Consider the following 22,185-nt stretch of genomic DNA (forward strand, 5'->3'; position numbering starts at 1 on the left):
CAACATGCAGGCGGGGTACCAAAATGAGTCAAAAAACCCTCTACGACAAGCTATGGGACGAACATGTGGTTCAGACCGATCCCGATGGTTCCACACTGATCTATATCGATCGGCACCTGATCCATGAAGTAACCTCGCCCCAGGCGTTCGAGGGATTGAGTCTGGCCGGGCGGCAGCCCTGGCGCATAGACGCCAATCTGGCGGTGGCGGATCACAATGTACCGACCACCGGGCGCGAACACGGAATTGCCGATCCCGTTTCCCGGCTGCAAGTAGAAACGCTGGATGCAAACTGCGCCAAATACGGCATCACCGAGTTCGGCATGAATGATCCGCGCCAGGGCATCGTGCATGTCATCGGGCCGGAGCAAGGCGCTACGCTGCCGGGCATGACCATCGTATGCGGCGACTCGCACACATCAACGCACGGCGCTTTCGGCGCGCTGGCTTTCGGCATCGGCACTTCCGAAGTCGAACATGTGCTGGCCACCCAGTGCCTGGTGCAGAAAAAAGCCAAAAACATGCGGGTGCGCATTGATGGCGTGGCGCCTGACGATGTGACCGCCAAAGACATCATACTTGCAGTCATCGGGCGACTCGGCACCGCCGGCGGCACCGGCTACACCATAGAGTTTGCCGGAGACGCGATCAACGCGCTCAGCATGGAAGGCCGCATGACGGTATGCAACATGGCAATTGAGGCCGGAGCCAAGGCGGGACTTATCGCGGTTGACGACACGACGTTGGCTTACCTGAAGGAGCGCCCCTACGCGCCGAAGGGAGAACTGTTCGATCAGGCGGTTACTGCATGGAAACAGTTGCATAGCGATGCCGATGCGCAATTCGATGCGGAAATCGTGGTGGATGCAGGCAAGCTGCAACCCCAGGTTACCTGGGGAACATCGCCGGAAATGGTTATCGCCATAGACGCGCGCATTCCCGATCCGGCTGCGGAAGCGGATGGAGTCAAGCGCGAAGCCATGACCAGAGCACTGGAGTATATGAGCCTGCAACCGGGAACGCCTATTTCGGAGATTCGGATCGACCAGGCTTTTATCGGCTCCTGCACCAATGCGCGCATTGAGGATTTGCGCGCCGCAGCAGCCGTCGCCAAGGGCCGCCACAAAGACTCGGGCGTTAAACAGGTGCTGGTATCACCCGGCTCGGGTCTGGTCAAACGTCAGGCTGAAGACGAAGGTCTGGACAAAATCTTCATTGAAGCGGGATTTGAATGGCGCGATCCCGGCTGCTCCATGTGTCTGGCGATGAATACCGACCGCCTGGAACCCGGCGAGCGCTGCGCGTCTACATCCAACCGCAACTTCGAGGGACGCCAGGGCTATATGAGCCGTACCCATCTGGTCAGCCCGGCGATGGCCGCGGCGGCAGCGATAGCTGGTCATTTTATCGATATCCGCGCCCTCGCACCCGTGGCGAAAACGGAGCAAGCGGCAACGCTCGCCGACACTTCCCCGGAAACTATCCAAACCGGGACGGAAGTAAACAGCGCTGCTACGGCACACGACGCAGCGATAAGCAATGCCGAGAACGCGGAGCAATCAGAAGCAGCGCACCTCGAAGCATCCTCTTCTCATGTGCGGAACGAGGATAACGAAGCACAGACCTATACGCATGTGGCGCCACATCACGCGCCGTCCGCAGTGTCTGGCCCACGCAAAAAAAGCGCTCACAGCGACCGCAAACGCGCTAACAAATCGAGATGAGAGGAGAAATACCACCATGCAACCTTTCAGAAAAATCAATTCGCGCGTAGTCCCGCTGGATCGTCCCAACGTCGATACCGATGCGATTATCCCGAAGCAATTCCTGAAATCGATCAAACGCAGCGGTTTCGGACCTTACCTGTTCGATGAGTGGCGCTATCTGGACAGAGGCGAACCGGGCATGGATTGTACCCGCCGTCCGCTGAATCCTGAATTTATCCTGAACAAGCCGGTCTATTTCACCTCACGCATCCTGCTGGCGCGCGAAAATTTCGGTTGCGGCTCTTCGCGCGAGCATGCGCCCTGGGCGCTGGAAGATTACGGTTTCAAGGTCATTATCGCGCCCAGCTTTGGCGATATTTTTTACAATAATTGCTTCAAGAACGGCCTGCTGCCTATTATCTTGAGCAACGCCGAAATTGACAGCCTGTTCAAGCAATGCTCGGTAAGCTTTACCTTGACGGTCGATTTGTCCGAGCAAATCATAACAACCTCGTACGGCGAAGAAATACCGTTTATCATTGACCCTTCGCGTAAACATCGTTTGCTGAAAGGACTGGACGACATCGGCTTGACCTTGAAACATGCCAATGCCATCCGCGCTTATGAAGCCAAACGCGCTGTTGAAGCACCATGGCTGTTTCCCGCACAGAGCCACGCGTAATCATTCATCTCCGTCTGGTAGAGCACTGCATATTTAAACCAAAGCCCTTATCAGCGATCTGCACAAGTCTGCAAGCGAATGTTTTATCCCCTATCCCTCAGGGAGAGGGACAGGGGTGAGGGAGACATGAGCCGGATGCTTGCAGCAACATCATGGAAAGTCCATGAGTTTTTAGCCCTCACCCCAACCCTCTTCCGCAGGAGAGGGGCACCTGACAAACGCACAAACACACTGCTCAACATTACCAACTATGACCAAAAAAATCGCAATACTACCCGGTGACGGCATCGGCCCGGAAATTGTTAACGAAACCATAAAAGTACTCGACGCCCTGCGTAGCGGCTTCGGCCTGAATGTCGAAACCGAACAAGGCCTGATCGGCGGCGCTGCCTACGACGCCACCGGCACCCCGTTTCCTGAGGCCACGCTGAAACTGGCGCAGGATGCCGACGCGATACTGCTGGGCGCGGTAGGCGGTCCCAAGTGGGAACCACTCGACTATGCCCTGCGCCCGGAACGCGGCCTGCTCGGCCTGCGCGCCGGACTGGAGTTGTTCGCCAACCTGCGCCCTGCCCTGCTCTACCCGCAACTGCTGGATGCATCGACACTGAAAGCGGACGTCGTATCCAACCTCGACCTGATGATTATTCGCGAACTGACCGGCGGCATCTATTTCGGCAAGCCGCGCGGACGCCGCATCAACGACAGCAACGAACGCGAAGGCTACAATACGCTGGTTTACAGCGAATCGGAAATCAGCCGCATCGCGCATATCGGCTTCCAGATCGCGCGCAAGCGCCAGAAACGCCTGTGCTCCATCGACAAAGCCAACGTCCTCGAATGCACCGAATTGTGGCGCGAGGTGGTGATCGAAGTCGGCAAGGAATACCCGGACGTCGCGCTAAGCCATATGTACGTCGACAATGCCGCCATGCAGCTGGTACGCAACCCGAAACAGTTCGACGTGATGCTGACCGACAACCTGTTCGGCGATATCCTTTCCGACTGCGCGGCGATGCTGACCGGCTCCATCGGCATGCTGCCGTCGGCTTCGCTCGATAAAAACGGCAAAGGCATGTACGAGCCGATACACGGCTCCGCGCCGGATATCGCCGGACGCAACGTCGCCAACCCGATTGCAACCGTCCTGTCGCTGGCGATGCTGCTGCGCTACAGCTTCGACGACGACGCCACGGCTACGCATATCGAACAGGCCATACAGGCTGCGCTGGATGCGGGTTGCCGTACCGCCGATATTTATTCGGAAGGCACGCGAAAAGTAAGCACGACGGAAATGGGCGACGCTATCGTCTCCGCGTTGCTGGCGAGGAAATCATGAGCAGAAAAATTTATAACGTTGCCATACTCGGCGCTACCGGCGCGGTTGGCGAAACCATGCTCTCCATACTGGAGCAGCGTCATTTTCCGGTGGGTGAAGTGTTCGCGCTGGCCAGCGCGCGCTCGGCAGGCAATCGCGTGGAATTCAAGGGCGATACCCTGCTGGTGCAGGATGTCGCCGCTTTCAATTGGAGCCAGGCGCAAATCGGCCTGTTTTCCGCCGGCGCATCCGTGTCCGCGCAATGGGCTCCGGTTGCGGCGGAAGCCGGTTGCGTGGTCATCGACAATACCTCCTGCTTCCGCTACGACGACGACATCCCGCTGGTGGTGCCGGAAGTCAATCCGGGCGCAATAGGCGAGTATCGCAATCGCGGCATCATCGCCAATCCGAACTGTTCCACCATCCAGATGCTGGTGGCGCTTAAACCAATCCACGACGCCGTGGGCATAGCGCGCATCAACGTCTGTACCTATCAGGCGGTTTCCGGCAAAGGCAAATCGGCAATAGACGAACTGGCCAGCCAGACCGCGGCCTTGCTGAACGGCAAGCCCGCGCGCTGCGAAGTTTTCCCGAAGCAGATCGCTTTCAACGTACTGCCGGAAATCGACGTATTCATGGACAACGGCTACACCAAGGAAGAAATGAAAATGGTCTGGGAAACGCGCAAGATCATCGGAGACGACAGCATACTGGTCAACCCGACCGCCGTCCGCGTGCCGGTTTTCTACGGCCACTCGGAAGCCGTTCATATCGAAACGCACCAAAAAATCACCGCGCAGCACGCGCGCGAACTGCTGGAAGCCGCGCCGGGCGTGCGCGTAATCGATACGCACCAACCGGGCGGTTATCCGACAGCCGCCGGCGAATCCGCCGGTGAAGATCCGGTCTTCGTCGGGCGTATCCGCGAGGATATTTCCCATCCGCTGGGGCTGAACCTATGGATCGTTTCCGACAACATCCGCAAGGGCGCGGCTTTGAACAGCGTACAAATCGCAGAACAACTGATCGAACACTGGCTGTAACCAAAAATGACGAATGGAGTCGCCCCCCTGCACAAACGGCGCCCTGTTACGCTGTTACCAGCGCTTATCGCTCTTGCGCTGCCGCCAACCGGGGCGGTAGCGCTGAGCCTTGGCGAACCGAGCGTCCATTCGGCGCTGAATCAGCCGTTTAACGCCACGGTTCCGCTTACGCTGGACGCCGGCGAATCATTGGCGAACCTGCACATCAACGGCAAGCTTTCGGCAAACCCGGCAGGCAATAGCGAAGCGAATAGTCCGGCATTGCATTTAACGCTGGAGAGGAGCAGCGGCAACAATGAATTTACCGTTCACGTCATTTCGGATGAAACGGTGCAGGCCGCCGGCGTCAAGCTGAGACTAAGCCTCAGCGACGGACAAGGACAGACAGCGCGCGAATATTCGCTGTTGATAGACCCTCCCCGCTCGCTTACCGACCCGGTTTCCGCCGCAACAGAAAGCCGGACTCCGAACAGCGCGAGTGCAACCCGTTACGGGCCGGTAAAAGCCAATGAAACGCTCTGGTCCATCGCCGGCGCTATCAACCCCTATGCCGATATCAGTCAGGCGCAAATGACGCTGGCGCTGTATCAGGCCAACCCGCAAGCGTTCTACCAGCCGACGATCAATGCGCTGAAAAGCGGCGAATATCTCAGCATCCCCGCACATGAGGAAATTGCGCGTATCCCGGCCGGACAAGCCGGACTCGAGGTAAAAGCCGAACTGGCGCAACTGCGGGACGCGCGCAGCTTGCCGCAATCCGAAGCAGTACCGGCGCAGCAGCCCGCGGGCGCACCCGCTGGACAGACAGCATCCGAACCTGATGCCGTCCTGCCGACTGTCGATCAGTCGCGGATTCCGGCTCAACCGAAACCCGCTCCGGCAACGCCGGCGGCCGAAGCCAACAACAACGATCAGACCGCTTCCGACTCGCAGCAACCAGCCGCTGTCCCAACGGAAGAGGCTGCACCCACTGCACCGCCTACTTCGCCTGAAACATCCCTTCCTCCTCCCGTCGCCGATGTAACGGAAAAGACAGCAAGTGTCGCCGCCAGTATCGACGCTATTCCGGAAAAAACCCCGGAGCCGGCTGCAGATGCGGCAACATTCAGCAACATCCGGATGATCGGCGCGGCAGCGCTGGCGCTGCTGTTGTCGCTAACAATACGGGCATATCTGGCCCAACGCAGCCGTAAACAAACGCTCGAAGCCGAGCGTCAGGCCAGACAAGCCGAAGTAACGCGCCAGTTGTTAAAGGATAAAATGCTTGCGGACATTCGCTATCCGCAAAAACAAACGGACCCTGATCCCGTCCGCGCAACAGAAACACCCGTCGCCGAACTGTCCGTGCCGGATATGCAGATTAATCCGCTACCGAACCAAACAGGCGCAGAACCGGCAATAGCCGCGACACCGGCACCAAGCTCCGGATTGTCGTTACTGCCGCTGGAAGAAACGCCCGACTCGAGCGGCGGCTACGCGCCCGTTCCGGCAGTCCCTCCGAGCGTAGCTGAAGAAACGACCATCGGCAGCCTGACTACTAACCCCGACGCAAACATCAGCGCGGTTATCTCCGACCTGACCGACATGGACGAAAACGAAACCAAGCTCGACCTCGCGCTGACCTACGCCGCGATGGGCGACAGCAAAAGCGCCGGGGAGCTGCTGACTGAAATTATCGCGGACGGCAGCGGTAAGCAACGGGAGGAAGCGCGGTTGCAGTTGGCGAAACTGGATAAGGAAGAGTAGTGGTTTTCATAGCGTCACATCCATCGAAAATCGCTAAGTTCCGCTCACCAAACTTCGAAAACTGTCCGAACGTATATTGGTCCGGAAACTATTCAGGTTCAACGCAGCCCGGCCTCTTGAAAGAAATCTCTTCGTCGAAAAACGCTCGGAATGTGATTACGTTTTTCTTGTTCTTGTAGCAAGTTTCGTTCGATCCTTTCAGTGACTCGGGGACAACCAGATGAATTCCCTGATTGCCCATGTCGTCTATGGCAGTCGAAGATACACGGTCATCAACTGTTGCCAGAAACAGTGCGCTGCTGGATCACTCGATTGCTTACGTTGAAACTACACGTACTGAAGTTCCCAACCTCCGTAATATATTCCATCATAGTAAATCATTTCTTGATACAAATATATGGGTGATGGGATATCGACATTGTACCCTTGCGTATCTAATTCTTCGCCGTTTGCAAACCCGAGACCAATGACAGCAAGGTATGTGCAATGAAACCAATTGAGCGGGCCGATCCATGGGCCATTCAATCCTCCATCTTCGACTTCTTCGTTAGCTACTGTACCCCCAAGCATCAGTTTGAGATACATTCCTGATTCTATAGGTTTTATATCGAGGGTGTGTCTCTTCAAAAGTTCAAAATTTGCTACGGCAGTAAGTATTAGATTTTGCGGGCGGAATTTCAAATGATTTTGAAATATAAATTCCAACCTCTCTTGTAGCCCCTTGCCTCCACTTAAAACAACCCTAGCCTGTTCTTTCGCAATACTTACCAGAGCATTTGAATAACTGACGTGATTAGTCACGCTCCCCCCATGTTTTTATAAAACCAAATCAAACAGCGGCATCAACAAATATTTTATTGCGGTGGTGTGAAATAAAAGCCAGGTTAGGAATAAATTTTTCCGGCATCTCAATTTTACGGCCTTCAACCGGAAGAAATATGTTAACAACAAAGACATCATCACTTCGCTTTAATTGTTCAGACAACATGACCTCATGGTCGTCAGAAAGTGTTATTAACCCTCGATCAAAAGCTTTGTCGTGGATAGCAGAAAGACAAAGGCCATTACTGGGGTTAAGCCGGTTTTTTTTATCGTAACTCCATGGCATTATGTGGCTCGCCATCAGCAAACGCGCATCTGAAAGTCCTGAAATACAACAGCGCCCCCGATAACTACTCAACACAGCACGCCGGAAGAAGTGTTGTTTAACTCGCTTTTCCGTCAAAACTCGTTTTGTCTCGCCAAAAAAGTCTTGGAGCTCGGCTAGCTCAGCTGAGTCCAATTCAGCAACTGACTCGGAATCTACTTCATTACGAAGCGTAGCGTTTAATAATAAGCACTCGAGAGCGAGTTTTTCCCAATCGGCATGGAATTCTGCCCAAACTTCTTTGTCCAGCGCACTTGCATTGCCTAAGCCAGCACGCCCAGTGCTAGTGATTGCCGGGTCTAAACTGGCAAAATTTACTAGCTTCATAGCTACGGCACTAGGCGTTCGCCCAATCAATTGGGCAAGTTGAATAATTTCCGGGTTCCGGCTGTGCAACCTTCCGAAAGGAAGTTGACAATAAAGATGAAATGCAAGTTTGAGTTGTTCTTTCGTCCAGCGACTTGTGGTCATGATATCTTGCGGCACTTCGACAGCTTTCGCTTCCGATGCCTTCTCCTGTAAATTGAGTTGCAATGCTATCAGTTTAGCCGCATATTCAACCATTGGGACAACTGCCGCCTGAGAACATAGCTTGTAAGCTTGCGTATCCGAAACAGGTATCCTGAACGAATCAGGATACCCCATCAGCCGCGCACATTCTCTGGGCGTCAATCGGCGCGAATTCTTGTTCTCGCCTTGATATACCAGTATTTCCGATCCGTCCTTGTTGTGCGGTGCAGAATGTCCTTGAGCGTATGTTCGCTCTTGGACGGCAAAGGCAAGGCATCGAAATCGAATGCCACCGGTTCGCGGAAACCGGCAATCAGGATGCGCTCGCGGTGTTGCGGGACGAAATGCGCGCCGTCCATGACGCGATAATGGACATGGTAGCCCAGCGTTTCGGTCAGGGTGCGGCGTATAACGTCGAAGGTGCGGCCCTTGTCATGCGAAACGAGGTTTTTGACGTTCTCCAGCAGAAAGGCGCGCGGGCGTTTTGCTTCGATAATGCGCGCCACGTCGAAAAACAGCGTGCCTTGCGTTTCGCAGGCAAAACCGTGCGCCTTGCCCAAAGCATTTTTTTCGATACTCCGGCTATCGAGAAAGGCTGGCAGGGGAAACCGGCCAATAGTACGTCGTGGTCGGGAATGTCCGCAGCCGGCACCTGGGTGATATCTCCGGCAATAGGATGTCCATCGCGAAAGTTCTCGGCATAGGTTTTCTGTGCATAGCTGTCCCACTCACTGGTAAATACGCAGCGTCCGCCGATTTGTTCGAATGTCTTGCGCAAGCCGCCTGTAATGGTTTAATGAACCCGGACACTTCCAAAGGCAGAATTTATACTGTCAGCAGAGGTGAGCATGATGACAAACGAGAAAAAACACGAGCGCCCCAAATACAGTCTGGAATTTAAGCAAGATGCCGCCCAGCTGGTTCTTGAAAAAGGCTACAGCCTGAACCAGGCTGCGGACCATTTGGGCATATCATTAAGTGCCCTCGGGCGCTGGGTTCGTGCGGAACGCAAGCCTTCCGGCAATGAGTCTGCGACGAAAAAGCCAGGCTTGAATCTGGGGGATCACGATGAATTGATTCGTTTGCGCAAGGAAATTGAACAATTACGCATGGAGCGTGAAATCTTAAAAAAGGCCGCAGTCTTCTTTGCGAAAGAAGCCGAATAAAGTACGGGTTTATTCAGGTGCAACAGAAGACGTATCCAGTGACCGTGCTCTGTCGAGTCAGGTGAGTACCAGTGCGTATTATGAGTGGTTAAAAGCCCGACAGGACAGCGATAAGGATCAACAAGATCAAAAGCTTGCCGAGAAGGCGAGGCAGATTTTCATCGACAATAAACAGTGCTTTGGTTCGCGTCGTTTAGCGGATCGATTGCAAAAACAAGGTCATGCCGTTGGGCGTTTTAAAACGCGGCGCATCATGCGAGATTTAAAGTTGAAGGTTCGCTATCCCAGGCGAGTTAAGGTCACCACCGATAGTAACCATAACGAGGCCATTTCGCCCAACCGCTTGGACCGGCAATTCCAGGTTGCCAAACCCAATCAAGTAGGGACGACAGATATTACCTACGTGTGGACCCTACAAGGCTGGCTTTATGTCGCGGTGGTCATCGATCTGTTTTCCCGGCAAGTCGCGGGCTGGGCGATTGATGATCACATGCGGACCTCGCTGTGCGTCAAGGCCTTGCAAATGGCCTTCTGGCGCCGTAAGCCGCCACCCGGTCTGTTGCATCATCACTCGGATCGTGGCAGCCAGTATGCGAGCCGGGAATATCGCCGGCATTTAGAAGTGATGAAGATGGAACAGAGTATGAGCCGTAAAGGGAACTGTTGGGACAACTCGCCGACCGAACGCTTTTTTCGCAGCTTGAAGCATGAGCAGCTCAACTACGAAAAATTCAAGACCCAAGAGGCCGCAAAACTGAGTGTGATCGATTATTTGGCTTTTTATAATGGCCGCCGTTCACACTCAATATTGGGTTATCAGACCCCTCTCGAATTCGAGCGGGAATTTTATCGAAACGCTGCCTGAACAGGTGTCCGGTTTTTGTTGACCATTACAGCCAATGCCCGCGAACAGGTCTATAAAATCAAAAGCGCCTTCAGCGCTGTCATCCCCGAATGGCAGCAATTGCTGCAAAGCGTGAGCCACATAGGCGGGAGGATGCGTTTCTCTCGCTTCCCACCGTCTGATAGTACGAACGTCAATCTCCAAATACTTGGCGATCGCCGCTTGCGTATGGTGCTTGCGGGCTTGATCCAGACAGGCAAGCGCCGCGTCCTGATCGCTGGTCAAGCAAGGTAAAAAAGGCGTTCATGATAATTTGTTCCGGGCATATTCTGGGAATTTTTGCGGACAATATGCCTTTTTTATCCCTAGTCAACCTTTTGTCCGGCAATAGCGGGTTAAGCCGGAATTGAAGCAGTTACGCCGGAAACGCCAGGAGCTTGGCCGATTATCGCACTGCCGATCTTTCAGAAATTACAGCACGCTTTCCGGCCAAACCTGTCAATTCTGACAGTTGCGCAAAAGACAGGAGGCCGATACAGTTTTTGTTTGCCACAAAAGCCGGGATATAAAAACAATGGCCGATGAACAGCTTTTTAAAACTCTGTACAACTGGTTTCTTGAAGAGAGGAACAGGCTTAGCCGTTCGATAATGTCTTATAAAAAAGACCTCGATCTCGAACCTGACAGGAAAGATCTCAAGAAATCTATCGAAGAAAAAGAAAACCGTCTTGCCTTGATAACCGAAGAGGCGATACAGAAATATCAAGCCTTCTGGAACACCCTATTCCCGCATGAGCGACGCCCATGCCCCAGTTGTTTTACGCATGGCGAGGTTTCGGACCTGCTCCCCATGCCAGAAGATAACGGGGATGAGCGTGTAAGGTGTAAAACCTGCCAACGGAGTTTTTACTTCCCATCGAGTTCAACCGATACCCGACAGTAATGGCGTAGACTTGCCGCAACCGGAAACATCGAAGCAACCCGGCTTTTTTGTGATGCGTCCAAACATCGGATAGCATTATTACCCCTCCATATGTGCTGCTTACTCAATAGCTCATGGCCACATGACCATAACTGCTTTTATAAGAAGCCGCTCGACGGCCCAATGCGATAAAATTGCATGGAGACGGCGGCAGATCAAATCGCGCCGCATCGGGAAACATTTCGCCCACTACACAAGACGATCTTAATATAGCGATGAAATATAAAGGGATAATATTCGATTTTAACGGTGTTTTACTTTGGGACGCGGACTTCCATTTTCAGGCATGGCAAGCGACCGCACTTCGGCTCAGAGGCTCGGAAATGAGCGGTGAGGAATTTGCAACCCATGTGCATGGACGCACCAACTCCCATATTTTGCGCTATCTGACCGGACGCACGCTGCAAGGCCGCGAGCTCTTCGATCTCGCCCAGATCAAGGAATTAATGTATCAGAACTTGTGCCTGAAAAATCCCGACCGCTTCGCACTGTCTCCGGGCGCAACCGCGCTGCTCGATTTCGTTGTGGAAAACGGCATACCCAGAACCATTGCCACGGCTTCGGAGAAAAACAATGTCGATTTCTTCGCACAGCACCTCGATCTGGAAAAGTGGTTCGGTCTGCAGCATATCGTCTACGATGACGGTTTCCTTCCCGGCAAGCCTGCGCCCGACATGTATGCAAAGGCGGCGGCAAACCTCTACCTGCCGCCGGATGCCTGTATCGTTGTCGAAGATTCGTTTTCCGGTTTCAAGTCCGCGCATGCGGCAGGCATCGGGCATATCGTCGGGCTGGGTCCGCGCGAAACGCACGACAAGCTGCTCGCCTGTGAAGGCGTGTCAACCGTGATCGAAAGCTTTGAGGAATTTCCTCGCGAGTTGCTGGAGGCATAGGGTATGGTCGAGAATAACTTCCCCGTTCGTGGTTAGCCCTTCGACTACGCTCGCTCAGCAGAGCCTTTTCGAACCATGAGAACGGCCCTTCGACAAGCTCAGGGCTAACGGGTATATAGTCACCCGGGAAGTTATTTATCGCCGTATCCTTACCGAATAATTACTTACAACTATTCGTAACTATTCAGCCTACCCGCAGGAGAAGATGTGAGTGAGTCAGGCGAGACATTCTGCGCCCTTGGATGGGCGCAGGGCGCTGCCCTGAGCGGCAGCCGAAGGACGGGGTTTGCGGCGTGGTTAACTACCGACACGCTTCCGCCTGGTTAATATCACCGACACGCTTCCGCGTGGTTAATATCACCGACACGCTTCCGCGTGGTTAATATCACCGACACGCTTCCGCGTGTCTCGACGGGCCTGCCTCTCTTCCGGCTGCTTTGGTCATGCCCCAAAAGCACTCGCTGAATAGTTACTAAAATACTGACCAATAATCTATCGCTACGCTTTGAACGAGCGGGCCGCATCACTGCTGATCGTTCTCCGCTTCCGCGATCACCTGCAAAAAGATATCCCCGTACTTCGCCAGTTTGGCCTGCCCAACGCCATTGAGCAGCCCCATCTCGCTCAGCATTTTCGGCTTGCGGTTGAGAATTTCCAGCAAGGTGCTGTCGTGGAAGATGACATAAGGCGGTACGCCTTGTTCGCGGGCCAGTTCGAGTCGCTTGGCCTTGAGCGCCGTCCATAACAGATCTTCGCCGGGTCCGACCAAGGCGGTACGCGCTTGCGTGCCGCGTTCGTCCTTACCGGCTTTAGGTTTGACCGGCGCGGCATCGCGCCGCAGCCGGACAGTCTGTTCGCTTCGTAATACCGGGCGCGCCGCTTCGCTCAGGCGCAGGCCTCCGTAGCCTTCCATATCCACGTCAAGCAAACCGGCGGCGACGAGCTGGCGGTAGACGCTGCTCCACTGCGGCTGGGTGAGCTGTTTGCCAATGCCGTAGGTGCTGAGCTGCCCGTGCCGGAATTGCTCTATTTTCGCCGTTTCCTTGCCGAGCAGCACGTCGATCAAATGGCCGACGCCGAAACGCTGGCCGGTGCGATAGACGCAGGACAGCGCCATTTGCGCGGCTTGCGTCGCATCCCAGGTATCAACCGGTTCCAGGCAGTTGTCGCACTGACCGCAATCGCCGGGATGTTCTTCGCCGAAATAACGCAAAATGGTCTGATGGCGGCAGGCGGTGGACTCGCAGAAGCCAAGCAGCGCATCGAGTTTTTGCATTTCCACGCGCTTGCGCTCCTCGGGCGCATCGCCGGACAGCAGCATCTGCCGCATCGACACCACGTCGCCCAGACCGTAAGCCATCCAGGCATTGGCGGGCAGGCCGTCGCGCCCGGCGCGTCCGGTTTCCTGATAATAGCCTTCCATGCTTTTCGGCAGATCGAGATGGGCGACGAAGCGCACGTTGGGCTTGTCGATACCCATGCCGAATGCGACCGTGGCGACCATAACGACGCCTTCTTCGCGCAGGAAGCGGCGCTGATTGGCGCTGCGCTCCGTAGCACCAAGCCCGGCGTGATACGGCAGGGCGTCCCTGCCCTGCCCTTTGAGCCAGAGCGCGGTTTCCTCGACCTTTTTGCGCGACAGACAATATACGATACCGGCGTCGTCAGGATGCTCGCTATCCAGAAAGGACAATAGCTGCTGCCGCGCATTGTTCTTCAACGCGACGCGGTAACGAATATTGGGCCGGTCGAAACTGGATACAAATTGTTGCGCCTGCTCCAGCGCCAGCCGCTCGACGATCTCGCGCCGCGTCGGCGCATCCGCCGTGGCGGTCAACGCGATACGCGGCACGTTGGGAAAGCGCTCGTGCAATATCGTTAACGCCCGGTATTCGGGACGGAAATCATGGCCCCACTGCGAGACGCAGTGGGCTTCGTCGATGGCGAACAGCGCGATGCCGCCGTCTTGCTGCAAGCGTTCGAGCAGCCCCTGAAAACCTTCGGTCATCAAACGTTCCGGCGCGACATACAACAGTTTCAATTCGCCGCGCAACGCTTGTCGCCACACCTCGCGCGCGGCATCGGCCTCCAGACTGGAATTCAGAAAAGCAGCCTGCACGCCCAGCTGCTTGAGCGCATCCACCTGATCGTGCATCAATGCGATCAACGGCGACACCACGATGCCGACGCCCGGACGCAGCAGCGCCGGAATCTGATAGCATAGCGACTTGCCGCCGCCGGTCGGCATCAGCACCAGCGCATCGCCGCCGCCGGCCACATGCGCAACGATAGCCTGCTGCGCGCCGCGGAAGGCGTCATAGCCGAATACGTCGCGGAGGATTTGTTTTGCCTTATCTGAAATCATGATTAAAAACTCCGCGTTCCAGCGGACCCGCCTGGCTCACTGTTAAAATCGGATACTGAGACGCGACGGGAAAAGCCTGACATCTCACAAATAATGAGACAGTCTTGAGAGGAATTACAACTGATCGCGTATCTCTATAGCATCGCGGTCGCCGTCATCTTTGCCTCTTTAATATCGATCACCAATACCTAAAATTATAAAAGACGCCATTATATAAAAGCCATTATTTCGCTGTTTCAAAACTTGAGCACCGTGGCTGCGAACTACGCTCTCATCAGTTTTCCCCAGGACGATAGCGATCGACGCCGGGCGGCAACAGCTCGAACACCGGATGCCTGGGGATACCGAAGACTGCTGGGTAATAAACGCCGGCCAGATACAAACCGTCAGGAGGCGCGGTAACGCCGCCCTGATTACGGTCGCGGGCTATCAATACCTCTCTTGCCCAATCCGGCTCGCGCTGACCTGAGCCTATCGCCATCAATACGCCGGCTATATTTCTGACCATGTGATGCAGAAAGGCGTTGGCGGAAATATCGATTTCGATTTGACTGCCGACACGTGTAACCCGAATGAAATGCAGCATGCGCCGTGGACTTCTGGACTGGCAGCCCTGCGCGCGAAACGAGGTAAAATCGTGATCGCCGATCAAATGATCGGCCCCGGCCTGCATGGCCGGCACATCCATGGGGCGATAACTCCAGGTAAGCTGATGCCGCAACAAAGCCGACCTTACCGGCCGGTCGAGTATTGCATAGCGGTAAAAACGCGCTATGGCGCTGGTGCGGGCATGAAACGACGCATCGACCGGGCGCACCCACAGCGCGCGTACATCGTCGGGCAGGTTGGCGTTGACGCCCATCAGCCAGGAACGCTGTTCGCGGAACAGGGGGGGATCGAAATGCACTACCTGCTCCAGCGCATGCACGCCCGCATCGGTACGTCCGGCGCATACCACCGGAACCAGGTGCGCCGCCACGCGGCTGACCGCATGTTCCAGACAGCTCTGTACCGTGCGCTGTTGATGCTGCGTCTGCCAGCCGGCGAAGGCATGACCGTCGTATTCAATCCCCATCGCGATACGCTGCGACACAAGCTTGCCCGCTAAATCTCGACAAAACGCACGCGTTGCGTCACGCCGCACAGCAACTCATATGGTATGGTCTGGGCGAAACGGGCAACTTCTTCCACCGGCAAGCCGTCGCCCCACAGCGTGACAGGATCGCCTACTTCCGCGCGCGGGCAGTCGGTCACATCGACACTGATCATATCCATCGACACGCGCCCGGCCAGCGGCGCGCGATGGCCATTGATCAGAACCGGCGTTCCCGACGGCGCATGGCGCGGATAACCGTCGCCATAACCGATAGCCGCAACGCCAAGACGTGTCGGACGCCGGCACACCCAATCGCCGCCGTAACCCACTGCGGCGCCGGTTTCCAGCAATTTAACCGCTATTAAACGCGTGCGCAACGCCATTGCAGGGCGTAGATCCATACTTGTTATGCTATCGGACGCGCCAAAAGGTGAAATGCCATAGAGCGCCAACCCAGGCCTGACCCATTCGGCCTGCGTGTTTTTCCAGCCCAGAACGCCGGCAGAGTTCGCAATGCTGCGTTCGGCCTGTACGCCATCCATCGCTATGCGGAAAAATCCGGTTTGCTGTTCGGTTACCGGATCATCCAGCACATCGGCATTGGCCAGATGCGTCATCAGCGCAAAAGGTTTACGCACTGCGGAACAATGCCGCAAACGCGCCAGAACCGGTGAAAAAGTTTCCCGGTCGAACCCGAGGCGATGCATGCCGGAATCGAGCTTGAGCCAGATGGTAACCGGCTCGCTAAGCCGGATTTGCTCCAAACACTCGACCTGATGCAATGAATGCACTACCGGTTCCAGCTGGTAGTGCATCAACAAACGAAGCTCTTCGCCGCTGACAAATCCCTGCAACACGGCTATGCGTTGCGACACACCGGCCTTGCGCAGAGTCACACCCTCATCGGCGCGCGCTACCGCGAAAGCATCGGCCTGCGCCATGGCCTTTGCTACTCTCACCAGGCCATGACCGTAGGCGTTGGCCTTCACCACCGCCATGATTTTGGAATGCGGCGTGATGGCGCGCACCACTTTCAGGTTATGTTGTAATGCCGTCCGGTCGACAACGGCATGCGCTGCCATCACCATGTCAGTATCCGTCGTTCGCGTAAGGATCGGAAACAAAGTTCTCGAAGCGGGTGTATTGTCCCAGAAAGGTCAGCCGCGTGGTGCCGATCGGGCCGTTACGCTGCTTGGCGATAATGATTTCCGCCGTACCCTTGTCCGGGCTATCGGGGTTATACACTTCATCGCGGTAGATAAAGACGATCAGGTCGGCGTCCTGCTCGATGGAGCCGGATTCGCGCAGATCCGACGGCACCGGACGCTTGTTCGGGCGCTGTTCCAGATTGCGGTTAAGCTGCGAAAGCGCAATCACCGGGACATTGAGTTCTTTCGCCAGCGCTTTCAGCGACCGGGATATTTCCGAGATTTCCGAGACGCGATTTTCCCCGCCGCCCGACCCTTGCATCAGTTGCAGGTAGTCCAGCACTACCAGTCCCAGTTGGCCATGTTCGCGCGCCAGACGGCGGCAGCGCGCGCGCACCTCGAGCGGCGACAGCGCAGCGGTATCGTCGATAAACATACGCGTTTCCGCCAGAATGCTGATCGCCGAAGTCATGCGTGGCCATTCGTCGTCCTCCAGTTTGCCGGTGCGGACGCGATGCTGGTCGATACGGCCCAGCGAGGACATCATGCGCATCGCCAGCTGCTCGCCCGGCATTTCCATGCTGAATACCGCGACCGGCACCTGTTCCTTGATGGCTACATGTTCGGCGATATTCATCGCGAACGTGGTTTTGCCCATCGACGGACGGCCGGCAACGATGACCAGATCGGACGGCTGCATGCCGGAAGTCATATCGTCGAAATCGTTAAACCCGGTGCTGACGCCGGTGATATGGCCTTCCTTGTGAAACAGCGTTTCGATGCGATCTATGGCGACGGCCAGCAGGTTTTTGATCGGCTTGAAGCCGGTGTCGCCCTTGCGGCGCTGATCGGCAATCTGGAATACGCGCTGCTCGGCCGCCTCCAGCAATTGCGGCAGCTCTTTGCCCTCGGGGAAATAAGCGGAGTCGGCTATTTCCGCGCCGACATGTATCAATTGCCGCAACACCGAACGCTCGCGCACGATATCGGCATAAGCGGCGATATTGGCCGCGCTCGGCGTATCGCGCGCCATTGCCCCCAGATAGGCCAGCCCTCCGGCATCGTCCAGACTGCCGATTTTTTCCAGCACCTCGGCCAGCGTCACCACATCGAACGGCGATTGTCTTTCCGCCAGCGTGCTGATTGCACGGAAAATCAACTGATGATCGCGGCGATAAAAATCCTGCTCGCCCACGCGATCGGCAACCGTATCCCAGGTCTGGTTATCGAGCATCAAGCCGCCCAATACCGACTGTTCGGCATGCACCGAATAGGGTGGAACTTTCAGCCCGTCAAGCTGGGCGTCGTTGTAGCGGTTTTCGTCAACCATTAATCGATACGATACCTAGTGCAAACAATCCTTGCAAAACACACCACGCATACAATCCAGCGATTACATCGTCGAACATTACGCCGAAACCGCCATGAACCTTACGGTCGAACCACGTTATCGGCCATGGTTTCAGGATATCGAATAGCCGGAAAAAGATAAAACCCAGAGCGATATTAAGCAGCGTCGGCTGAGTTGCGGTCATGGTGATGAAAAAACCGACGAACTCATCCCATACCATGCCGGAATGATCCGAAACCCCCAGTTTTTTTTCGCAACGCCCGCACAGCCAGACACCGGCGGCAAACAGCAATGCGGTCGCTCCCAGGTAATACGGCACCGGCAGCGGCGCTGCCAGCAGAAACATAGGGATGGCGACCAGCGTACCCATCGTGCCGGGCCCCCAGGGACTCAAACCGGAACCGAAACCGAATGCCAGAAAGCAGGCCGGACACCGTAACACTTGACTTGGCATCACTGGAATTCGTTTATTTTTTACCCTGCTCATTTGCGGAAATGCTGGTAACCGCTAACCGGCAACTGCTGTAATTGGCCGTTGCGCAGCAATCTTAACCCCGGTTCGGATTCGATCATGCCGATACGCGTAAACCCGGTTCCGACAGCGGCCAGCGCCGCCGCTAATTGCGGCTCATGTTGCGGCGGCATGGTGAAGCACAATTCATAATCATCGCCCGCAACCAAAGGCGGCAGCCAGTCGCCGGTTCGAGCAATGTATTGCCGCACCTCGTCGTGCAGCGGCAACGCCTCCCAATCCAGCGCCGCGCCGACTTTGCTTGCATCGAGAATATGACCCAAATCAGCGCTGAGGCCGTCGGACACATCGATACAGGCGTGCGCAAATCCCAGCAATTCACGTCCGGCCTGTACGCGCGCTTCCGGTTGCTCCAGTTGCTTTATCGCTTCAGACGCTACGCCGTCGTAGTACCCGAGTAACGATTTGAGTCCTACTCCCGCCAAGCCTACACTACCGGTTACATAAACCGCATCGCCTGCTTTGGCTCCGGAACGCCGCAACGCTTTGTCCGCTTCGACATATCCCATGGCCTGCACCGTGATCGACAGCGGACCGCGCGTGGTATCGCCGCCGACCAACTCGACATCACTGCGCTTTGCCAACGCCAGAAACCCCGAGGAAAAAGCGGACAACCACGCCTCGTCGACATGTGGCAAAGTCAGCGCCAGCGTCACCCAGGCCGGTTGCGCGCCCATCGCCGCCAGATCGCTGAGATTAACCGCCAACGCCTTGTGTCCCAGGCGTTCGGCATCGGTTCCCGCCAGAAAATGCACGCCTTCCACCAGCGTATCCACGGTTACCGCTAAATCGAATCCGGGTTGAGGCCTGAGGATGGCGCAGTCGTCTCCTATGCCCAACGAGGTTCTCGTGTGCCGGTGAGCGCCCGCTGTAAAATAGCGTCGAATCAAATCGAACTCGCCGAGCGCGGTATCGTTCAAGGCCGAAGGCTTCCGTTTTTTGCCGCCGCAATCTCGACGCTGCGATACTTATGGGCGATTTTATCGAGTATGCCGTTGATAAATCTATGGCCCTGGCTGGCGCCGAACGACTTCGCCAGGTTAACGCCTTCGTTCAATACCACGCGATACGGTATCTCCGGCATAAACAGCAGTTCGTAGCCGGATACACGCAATATGGCGCGCTCGACCGGGTCGATTTCCTTCAGGGGTCTGTCGACAAATTCAGCCGCGCTGGCGTCGATTTCATCAACGCGTGCCGGAATACCGTGCAATAAAGTTTTAAAATACTCCACTTCCGCTTTGCCGAGACCGTGCTCCTCGACAAACTGCCTTTCTATTTCAACAAGATCGTAACCGGTCAACTGCCATTGATACATGGCCTGCAAGGCGCATTTGCGAGCGAGGGTACGCGCCTGCGCCTGGCTCATGCCTTATCCAGCTCACGCAGCAAATTAACCATTTCAACCGCTGTCAATGCCGCTTCGGCACCCTTGTTGCCGGCCTTGGTGCCGGCGCGCTCTATCGCCTGTTCCAGATTATCCACCGTCAATACGCCGAAGCTCACCGGAATCTGGTGCTTCAGCGAAAGACTGCTGATACCTTTGACGCATTCGCCGGCTACGTAATCGAAATGCGGGGTAGCGCCGCGTATGACCGCGCCCAGTGCAATAATGGCGTCATAGCGCTGTCCTGCAGCCACCTTCTGTACCGCCAGCGGCAATTCATAAGCGCCCGGCACGCGCACGATGCCGATATCCTCATCCTGCGCGCCATGGCGCTGCAGCGCGTCAATCGCGCCGCTTTCCAGATGATCGACAATAAAACTGTTAAAGCGCGCGACGACAAGACAAAACCGCGCGGAGGCGATCGTCATTCCGCCTTGATAAACCTTTATTTTCGACATTTATTGTTCTCCTTTTAGACCGTCACAGTGGACATACTCGACCACTTCCAGGTCGTACCCTGATAATCCCAAATATTTTTTCGGAGCTCCCGCGCCCAATATCCGCAGCTTGGTCACGCCCAGATCGGCCAATATCTGTGCGCCGGTGCCGGTAGTGCGCCAGTCGTCGCCGCCCTCCGTTTCCGTATCGACGTCGATACCTCGATCCTGCATGCTGTAGCGGTGGATGCGCTCAACCAGCGAATGCGCATCTTCGCTGTTACGAATAACCACCAGGACGCCACGGCCTTCTCTGGCGATTTTTTGCAGCGCCGTGCGCAAGGGCAACCCCACGGCGTCGCGCTGGGAGCCCAGCAGGTCGCTCAACAGGTTGCGTCCATGAACGCGCACCAGCACCGGCTCGCCGTCGCTGATCGCGCCCATGGTCAACGCCAGATGCAGCTTGTTTTCGATTTGATCCTGATAGGCATGCAGACGAAAACGCCCGAACTCGGTCGGGTAATCGCATGAACAGATACGCTCGACCGTTTTCTCATGCTGTGTGCGATAGTGGATCAAATCGGCTATGGTCCCCATCTTCAGTCCATGCTGTTCGGCAAAGACCTCGAGGTCGGGCCGGCGCGCCATCGTGCCGTCGTCGTTCAGTATTTCAACAATGACCGCCGCCGGTTCGAGACCGGCCAGACGCGCCAGGTCGCAACCGGCCTCGGTATGTCCGGCACGGTTCAGCACGCCGCCGGGCTGCGCCATCAGCGGGAACACATGGCCGGGCTGAACCAGATCGTCCGCTTTCGCCTGCTGCGCAACCGCCGCCTGTATGGTGCAGGCGCGGTCCGCGGCGGAAATGCCGGTGGTCACGCCGCTGGCTGCCTCTATGGATACCGTGAAGTTGGTCGAGTGCGGCGTTTTATTTTCGTTGACCATCAAAGGCAGGCGCAATTGTTGGCAACGCTCGCGAGTCAGCGTCAGACAGATCAGGCCGCGGCCATAGCGCGCCATGAAGTTAATATCTTCTGCGCGCGCATGCGTCGCGGCCATGACCAGATCGCCTTCGTTTTCTCTGCCCTCATCGTCCATGATGACCACCATTTTACCCTGGCGCAGGTCTCCGATAATTTCTTCTATAGTACTTAACGCCATATGCTTTATCTATTCCTTGAATCCGGCTTCCGCCAGTAATGATTCTGTAATGCCGCTTTTCGGTATCGCAGCCTGCTCGCCCAAAACCAGACGTTCCAGATAACGCGCCAGCAGATCGACTTCTAGATTGACGCGCTGTCCGGGCAGCAATGCTGCCAGCGTCGTCTCGGCCAGGGTATGCGGCACAATATTCAGCTCGAACCGGTTGCCGTTCACGCCATTCACTGTGAGACTGACGCCATCCACGCAAATCGAACCCTTGGCGGCAAGGTAGCGCGCCAGCGATGCGGGCGCCGCCAGCACAAAACGCACCGAACGGGCATCGCTGCTGCGCGTCAGCACTTCGCCTACGCCGTCCACATGACCGCTGACGATATGACCGCCGAGTCGTGTCGACGGCGTCAACGCCAGTTCGAGATTAACCGCCTGCCCCGGCTTCCACTCGCCCAGCGTCGTACAGCTCAGCGTTTCGCGCGAGACATCGGCGGCGAAGTATTGCGCACCCAGCGCTACCGCCGTCAAACAGACGCCGTTTACCGCAATACTGTCGCCCAGCTTCGCATCGTTTAACGGCAACAAACCGGTTTCTATGGTCAGACGGCTATCGCCGCCTGTCGAATCCATTCCGGCGAGACGTCCGACAGCTTGAATAATACCTGTGAACATGGTTT

General features: G+C 56.0%; 23 protein-coding genes and 2 pseudogenes. 10 read left to right on the plus strand and 15 right to left on the minus strand.

What is annotated here, in order from left to right; all coding sequences use genetic code 11:
• Positions 1-23: 23 nt before the first annotated feature.
• From leuC to F6R98_RS12480, 5 genes and pseudogenes are all read left to right on the plus strand, one after another.
• Positions 24-1,415 (plus strand): annotated as a pseudogene (gene leuC, locus F6R98_RS12460) (3-isopropylmalate dehydratase large subunit); the annotation flags it as partial.
• A 325-nt stretch (positions 1,416-1,740) separates the two neighbouring features.
• Positions 1,741-2,388, plus strand: a complete 648-nt coding sequence (leuD, locus tag F6R98_RS12465; protein ID WP_153249303.1) for a 3-isopropylmalate dehydratase small subunit — start codon at positions 1,741-1,743, stop codon at positions 2,386-2,388.
• Between the two features lie 250 nt (positions 2,389-2,638).
• On the plus strand, positions 2,639-3,727 hold the full coding sequence (gene leuB / locus F6R98_RS12470; protein WP_153249304.1) for a 3-isopropylmalate dehydrogenase: 1,089 nt from the start codon (positions 2,639-2,641) through the stop codon (positions 3,725-3,727).
• Positions 3,724-4,749 carry an aspartate-semialdehyde dehydrogenase gene (locus F6R98_RS12475; protein WP_153249305.1) on the plus strand — a complete coding sequence of 342 codons (1,026 nt, stop codon included), beginning with the start codon at positions 3,724-3,726 and terminating at the stop codon, positions 4,747-4,749. Before leuB ends, F6R98_RS12475 begins: the two co-directional genes overlap by 4 nt.
• A 6-nt stretch (positions 4,750-4,755) precedes the next feature.
• Positions 4,756-6,495, plus strand: coding sequence for a FimV/HubP family polar landmark protein (locus tag F6R98_RS12480; protein ID WP_153249306.1), 1,740 nt, complete (start codon positions 4,756-4,758; stop codon positions 6,493-6,495).
• A gap of 88 nt (positions 6,496-6,583) precedes the next feature.
• On the opposite strand, the gene F6R98_RS22805 is transcribed toward F6R98_RS12480, so the two are convergent.
• The 5 genes and pseudogenes from F6R98_RS22805 to F6R98_RS22495 form a co-directional block, all read right to left on the minus strand.
• Positions 6,584-6,787 carry a PDDEXK family nuclease gene (locus F6R98_RS22805; protein WP_153251052.1) on the minus strand — a complete coding sequence of 68 codons (204 nt, stop codon included), beginning with the start codon at positions 6,785-6,787 and terminating at the stop codon, positions 6,584-6,586.
• Between the two features lie 35 nt (positions 6,788-6,822).
• Positions 6,823-7,296, minus strand: a complete 474-nt coding sequence (locus tag F6R98_RS12490; protein WP_153249307.1) for a hypothetical protein — start codon at positions 7,294-7,296, stop codon at positions 6,823-6,825.
• 28 nt (positions 7,297-7,324) lie between these two features.
• Positions 7,325-8,314, minus strand: a complete 990-nt coding sequence (locus F6R98_RS12495) for an HNH endonuclease (protein ID WP_265588093.1) — start codon at positions 8,312-8,314, stop codon at positions 7,325-7,327.
• The gene (gene dcm / locus F6R98_RS22490) at positions 8,311-8,712 is read right to left on the minus strand and encodes a DNA (cytosine-5-)-methyltransferase (RefSeq protein ID WP_265588094.1); all 402 of its coding nucleotides are present in this window, start codon (positions 8,710-8,712) and stop codon (positions 8,311-8,313) included. Before dcm ends, F6R98_RS12495 begins: the two co-directional genes overlap by 4 nt.
• Positions 8,713-8,756: 44 nt before the next feature.
• A pseudogene (locus tag F6R98_RS22495) lies at positions 8,757-8,930 on the minus strand (DNA cytosine methyltransferase); the annotation flags it as partial.
• 70 nt (positions 8,931-9,000) lie between these two features.
• Here F6R98_RS22495 and F6R98_RS12505 point away from each other — a divergent pair.
• The 5 genes from F6R98_RS12505 (at position 9,001) to F6R98_RS12525 (ending at position 12,037) form a co-directional block, all read left to right on the plus strand.
• On the plus strand, positions 9,001-9,318 hold the full coding sequence (locus F6R98_RS12505; RefSeq protein WP_153249308.1) for a transposase: 318 nt from the start codon (positions 9,001-9,003) through the stop codon (positions 9,316-9,318).
• Positions 9,299-10,183: an IS3 family transposase gene (locus tag F6R98_RS12510; protein ID WP_153249309.1), complete on the plus strand. Its 885-nt coding sequence runs from the start codon at positions 9,299-9,301 to the stop codon at positions 10,181-10,183. The genes F6R98_RS12505 and F6R98_RS12510 overlap by 20 nt, the downstream gene beginning before the upstream one ends.
• A gap of 15 nt (positions 10,184-10,198) precedes the next feature.
• The gene (locus F6R98_RS12515; protein WP_153249310.1) at positions 10,199-10,456 is read left to right on the plus strand and encodes a hypothetical protein; all 258 of its coding nucleotides are present in this window, start codon (positions 10,199-10,201) and stop codon (positions 10,454-10,456) included.
• A 280-nt stretch (positions 10,457-10,736) separates the two neighbouring features.
• Positions 10,737-11,105 carry a hypothetical protein gene (locus tag F6R98_RS12520; RefSeq protein ID WP_153249311.1) on the plus strand — a complete coding sequence of 123 codons (369 nt, stop codon included), beginning with the start codon at positions 10,737-10,739 and terminating at the stop codon, positions 11,103-11,105.
• Between the two features lie 254 nt (positions 11,106-11,359).
• A complete protein-coding gene (locus tag F6R98_RS12525) occupies positions 11,360-12,037 on the plus strand; it encodes an HAD family hydrolase (RefSeq protein ID WP_153249312.1) in 678 nt (225 codons plus the stop codon).
• Between the two features lie 523 nt (positions 12,038-12,560).
• Here the strand turns inward: F6R98_RS12525 and recQ are convergent.
• The 10 genes from recQ to F6R98_RS12575 form a co-directional block, all read right to left on the minus strand.
• Positions 12,561-14,402 (minus strand): DNA helicase RecQ, encoded by a 1,842-nt coding sequence (gene recQ / locus F6R98_RS12530; RefSeq protein ID WP_153249313.1) that lies wholly within the window; start codon positions 14,400-14,402, stop codon positions 12,561-12,563.
• Between the two features lie 274 nt (positions 14,403-14,676).
• Complete coding sequence (gene truA / locus F6R98_RS12535) at positions 14,677-15,477, minus strand: tRNA pseudouridine(38-40) synthase TruA (RefSeq protein WP_153251054.1); 801 nt, start codon at positions 15,475-15,477, stop codon at positions 14,677-14,679.
• Between the two features lie 29 nt (positions 15,478-15,506).
• Positions 15,507-16,586, minus strand: coding sequence for an alanine racemase (gene alr / locus F6R98_RS12540; RefSeq protein WP_153249314.1), 1,080 nt, complete (start codon positions 16,584-16,586; stop codon positions 15,507-15,509).
• Between the two features lies 1 nt (position 16,587).
• The gene (dnaB, locus tag F6R98_RS12545) at positions 16,588-17,976 is read right to left on the minus strand and encodes a replicative DNA helicase (RefSeq protein WP_153249315.1); all 1,389 of its coding nucleotides are present in this window, start codon (positions 17,974-17,976) and stop codon (positions 16,588-16,590) included.
• Positions 17,969-18,451, minus strand: a complete 483-nt coding sequence (locus F6R98_RS12550; RefSeq protein ID WP_228124858.1) for a phosphatidylglycerophosphatase A family protein — start codon at positions 18,449-18,451, stop codon at positions 17,969-17,971. The genes dnaB and F6R98_RS12550 overlap by 8 nt, the downstream gene beginning before the upstream one ends.
• Before the next feature lie 29 nt (positions 18,452-18,480).
• On the minus strand, positions 18,481-19,449 hold the full coding sequence (thiL, locus tag F6R98_RS12555; protein WP_153249316.1) for a thiamine-phosphate kinase: 969 nt from the start codon (positions 19,447-19,449) through the stop codon (positions 18,481-18,483).
• The gene (nusB, locus tag F6R98_RS12560) at positions 19,446-19,898 is read right to left on the minus strand and encodes a transcription antitermination factor NusB (RefSeq protein WP_153249317.1); all 453 of its coding nucleotides are present in this window, start codon (positions 19,896-19,898) and stop codon (positions 19,446-19,448) included. The genes thiL and nusB overlap by 4 nt, the downstream gene beginning before the upstream one ends.
• Entirely contained in the window at positions 19,895-20,374 is a 480-nt protein-coding gene (ribH, locus tag F6R98_RS12565; protein WP_153249318.1) for a 6,7-dimethyl-8-ribityllumazine synthase, read from the minus strand. The genes nusB and ribH overlap by 4 nt, the downstream gene beginning before the upstream one ends.
• The gene (gene ribBA, locus F6R98_RS12570; protein ID WP_153249319.1) at positions 20,375-21,514 is read right to left on the minus strand and encodes a bifunctional 3,4-dihydroxy-2-butanone-4-phosphate synthase/GTP cyclohydrolase II; all 1,140 of its coding nucleotides are present in this window, start codon (positions 21,512-21,514) and stop codon (positions 20,375-20,377) included.
• A 9-nt stretch (positions 21,515-21,523) separates the two neighbouring features.
• Positions 21,524-22,180, minus strand: a complete 657-nt coding sequence (locus F6R98_RS12575) for a riboflavin synthase (RefSeq protein WP_153249320.1) — start codon at positions 22,178-22,180, stop codon at positions 21,524-21,526.
• Positions 22,181-22,185 lie beyond the last annotated feature (5 nt).

This window comes from Candidatus Methylospira mobilis (assembly GCF_009498235.1).
Classification (GTDB): domain Bacteria; phylum Pseudomonadota; class Gammaproteobacteria; order Methylococcales; family Methylococcaceae; genus Methylospira; species Methylospira mobilis.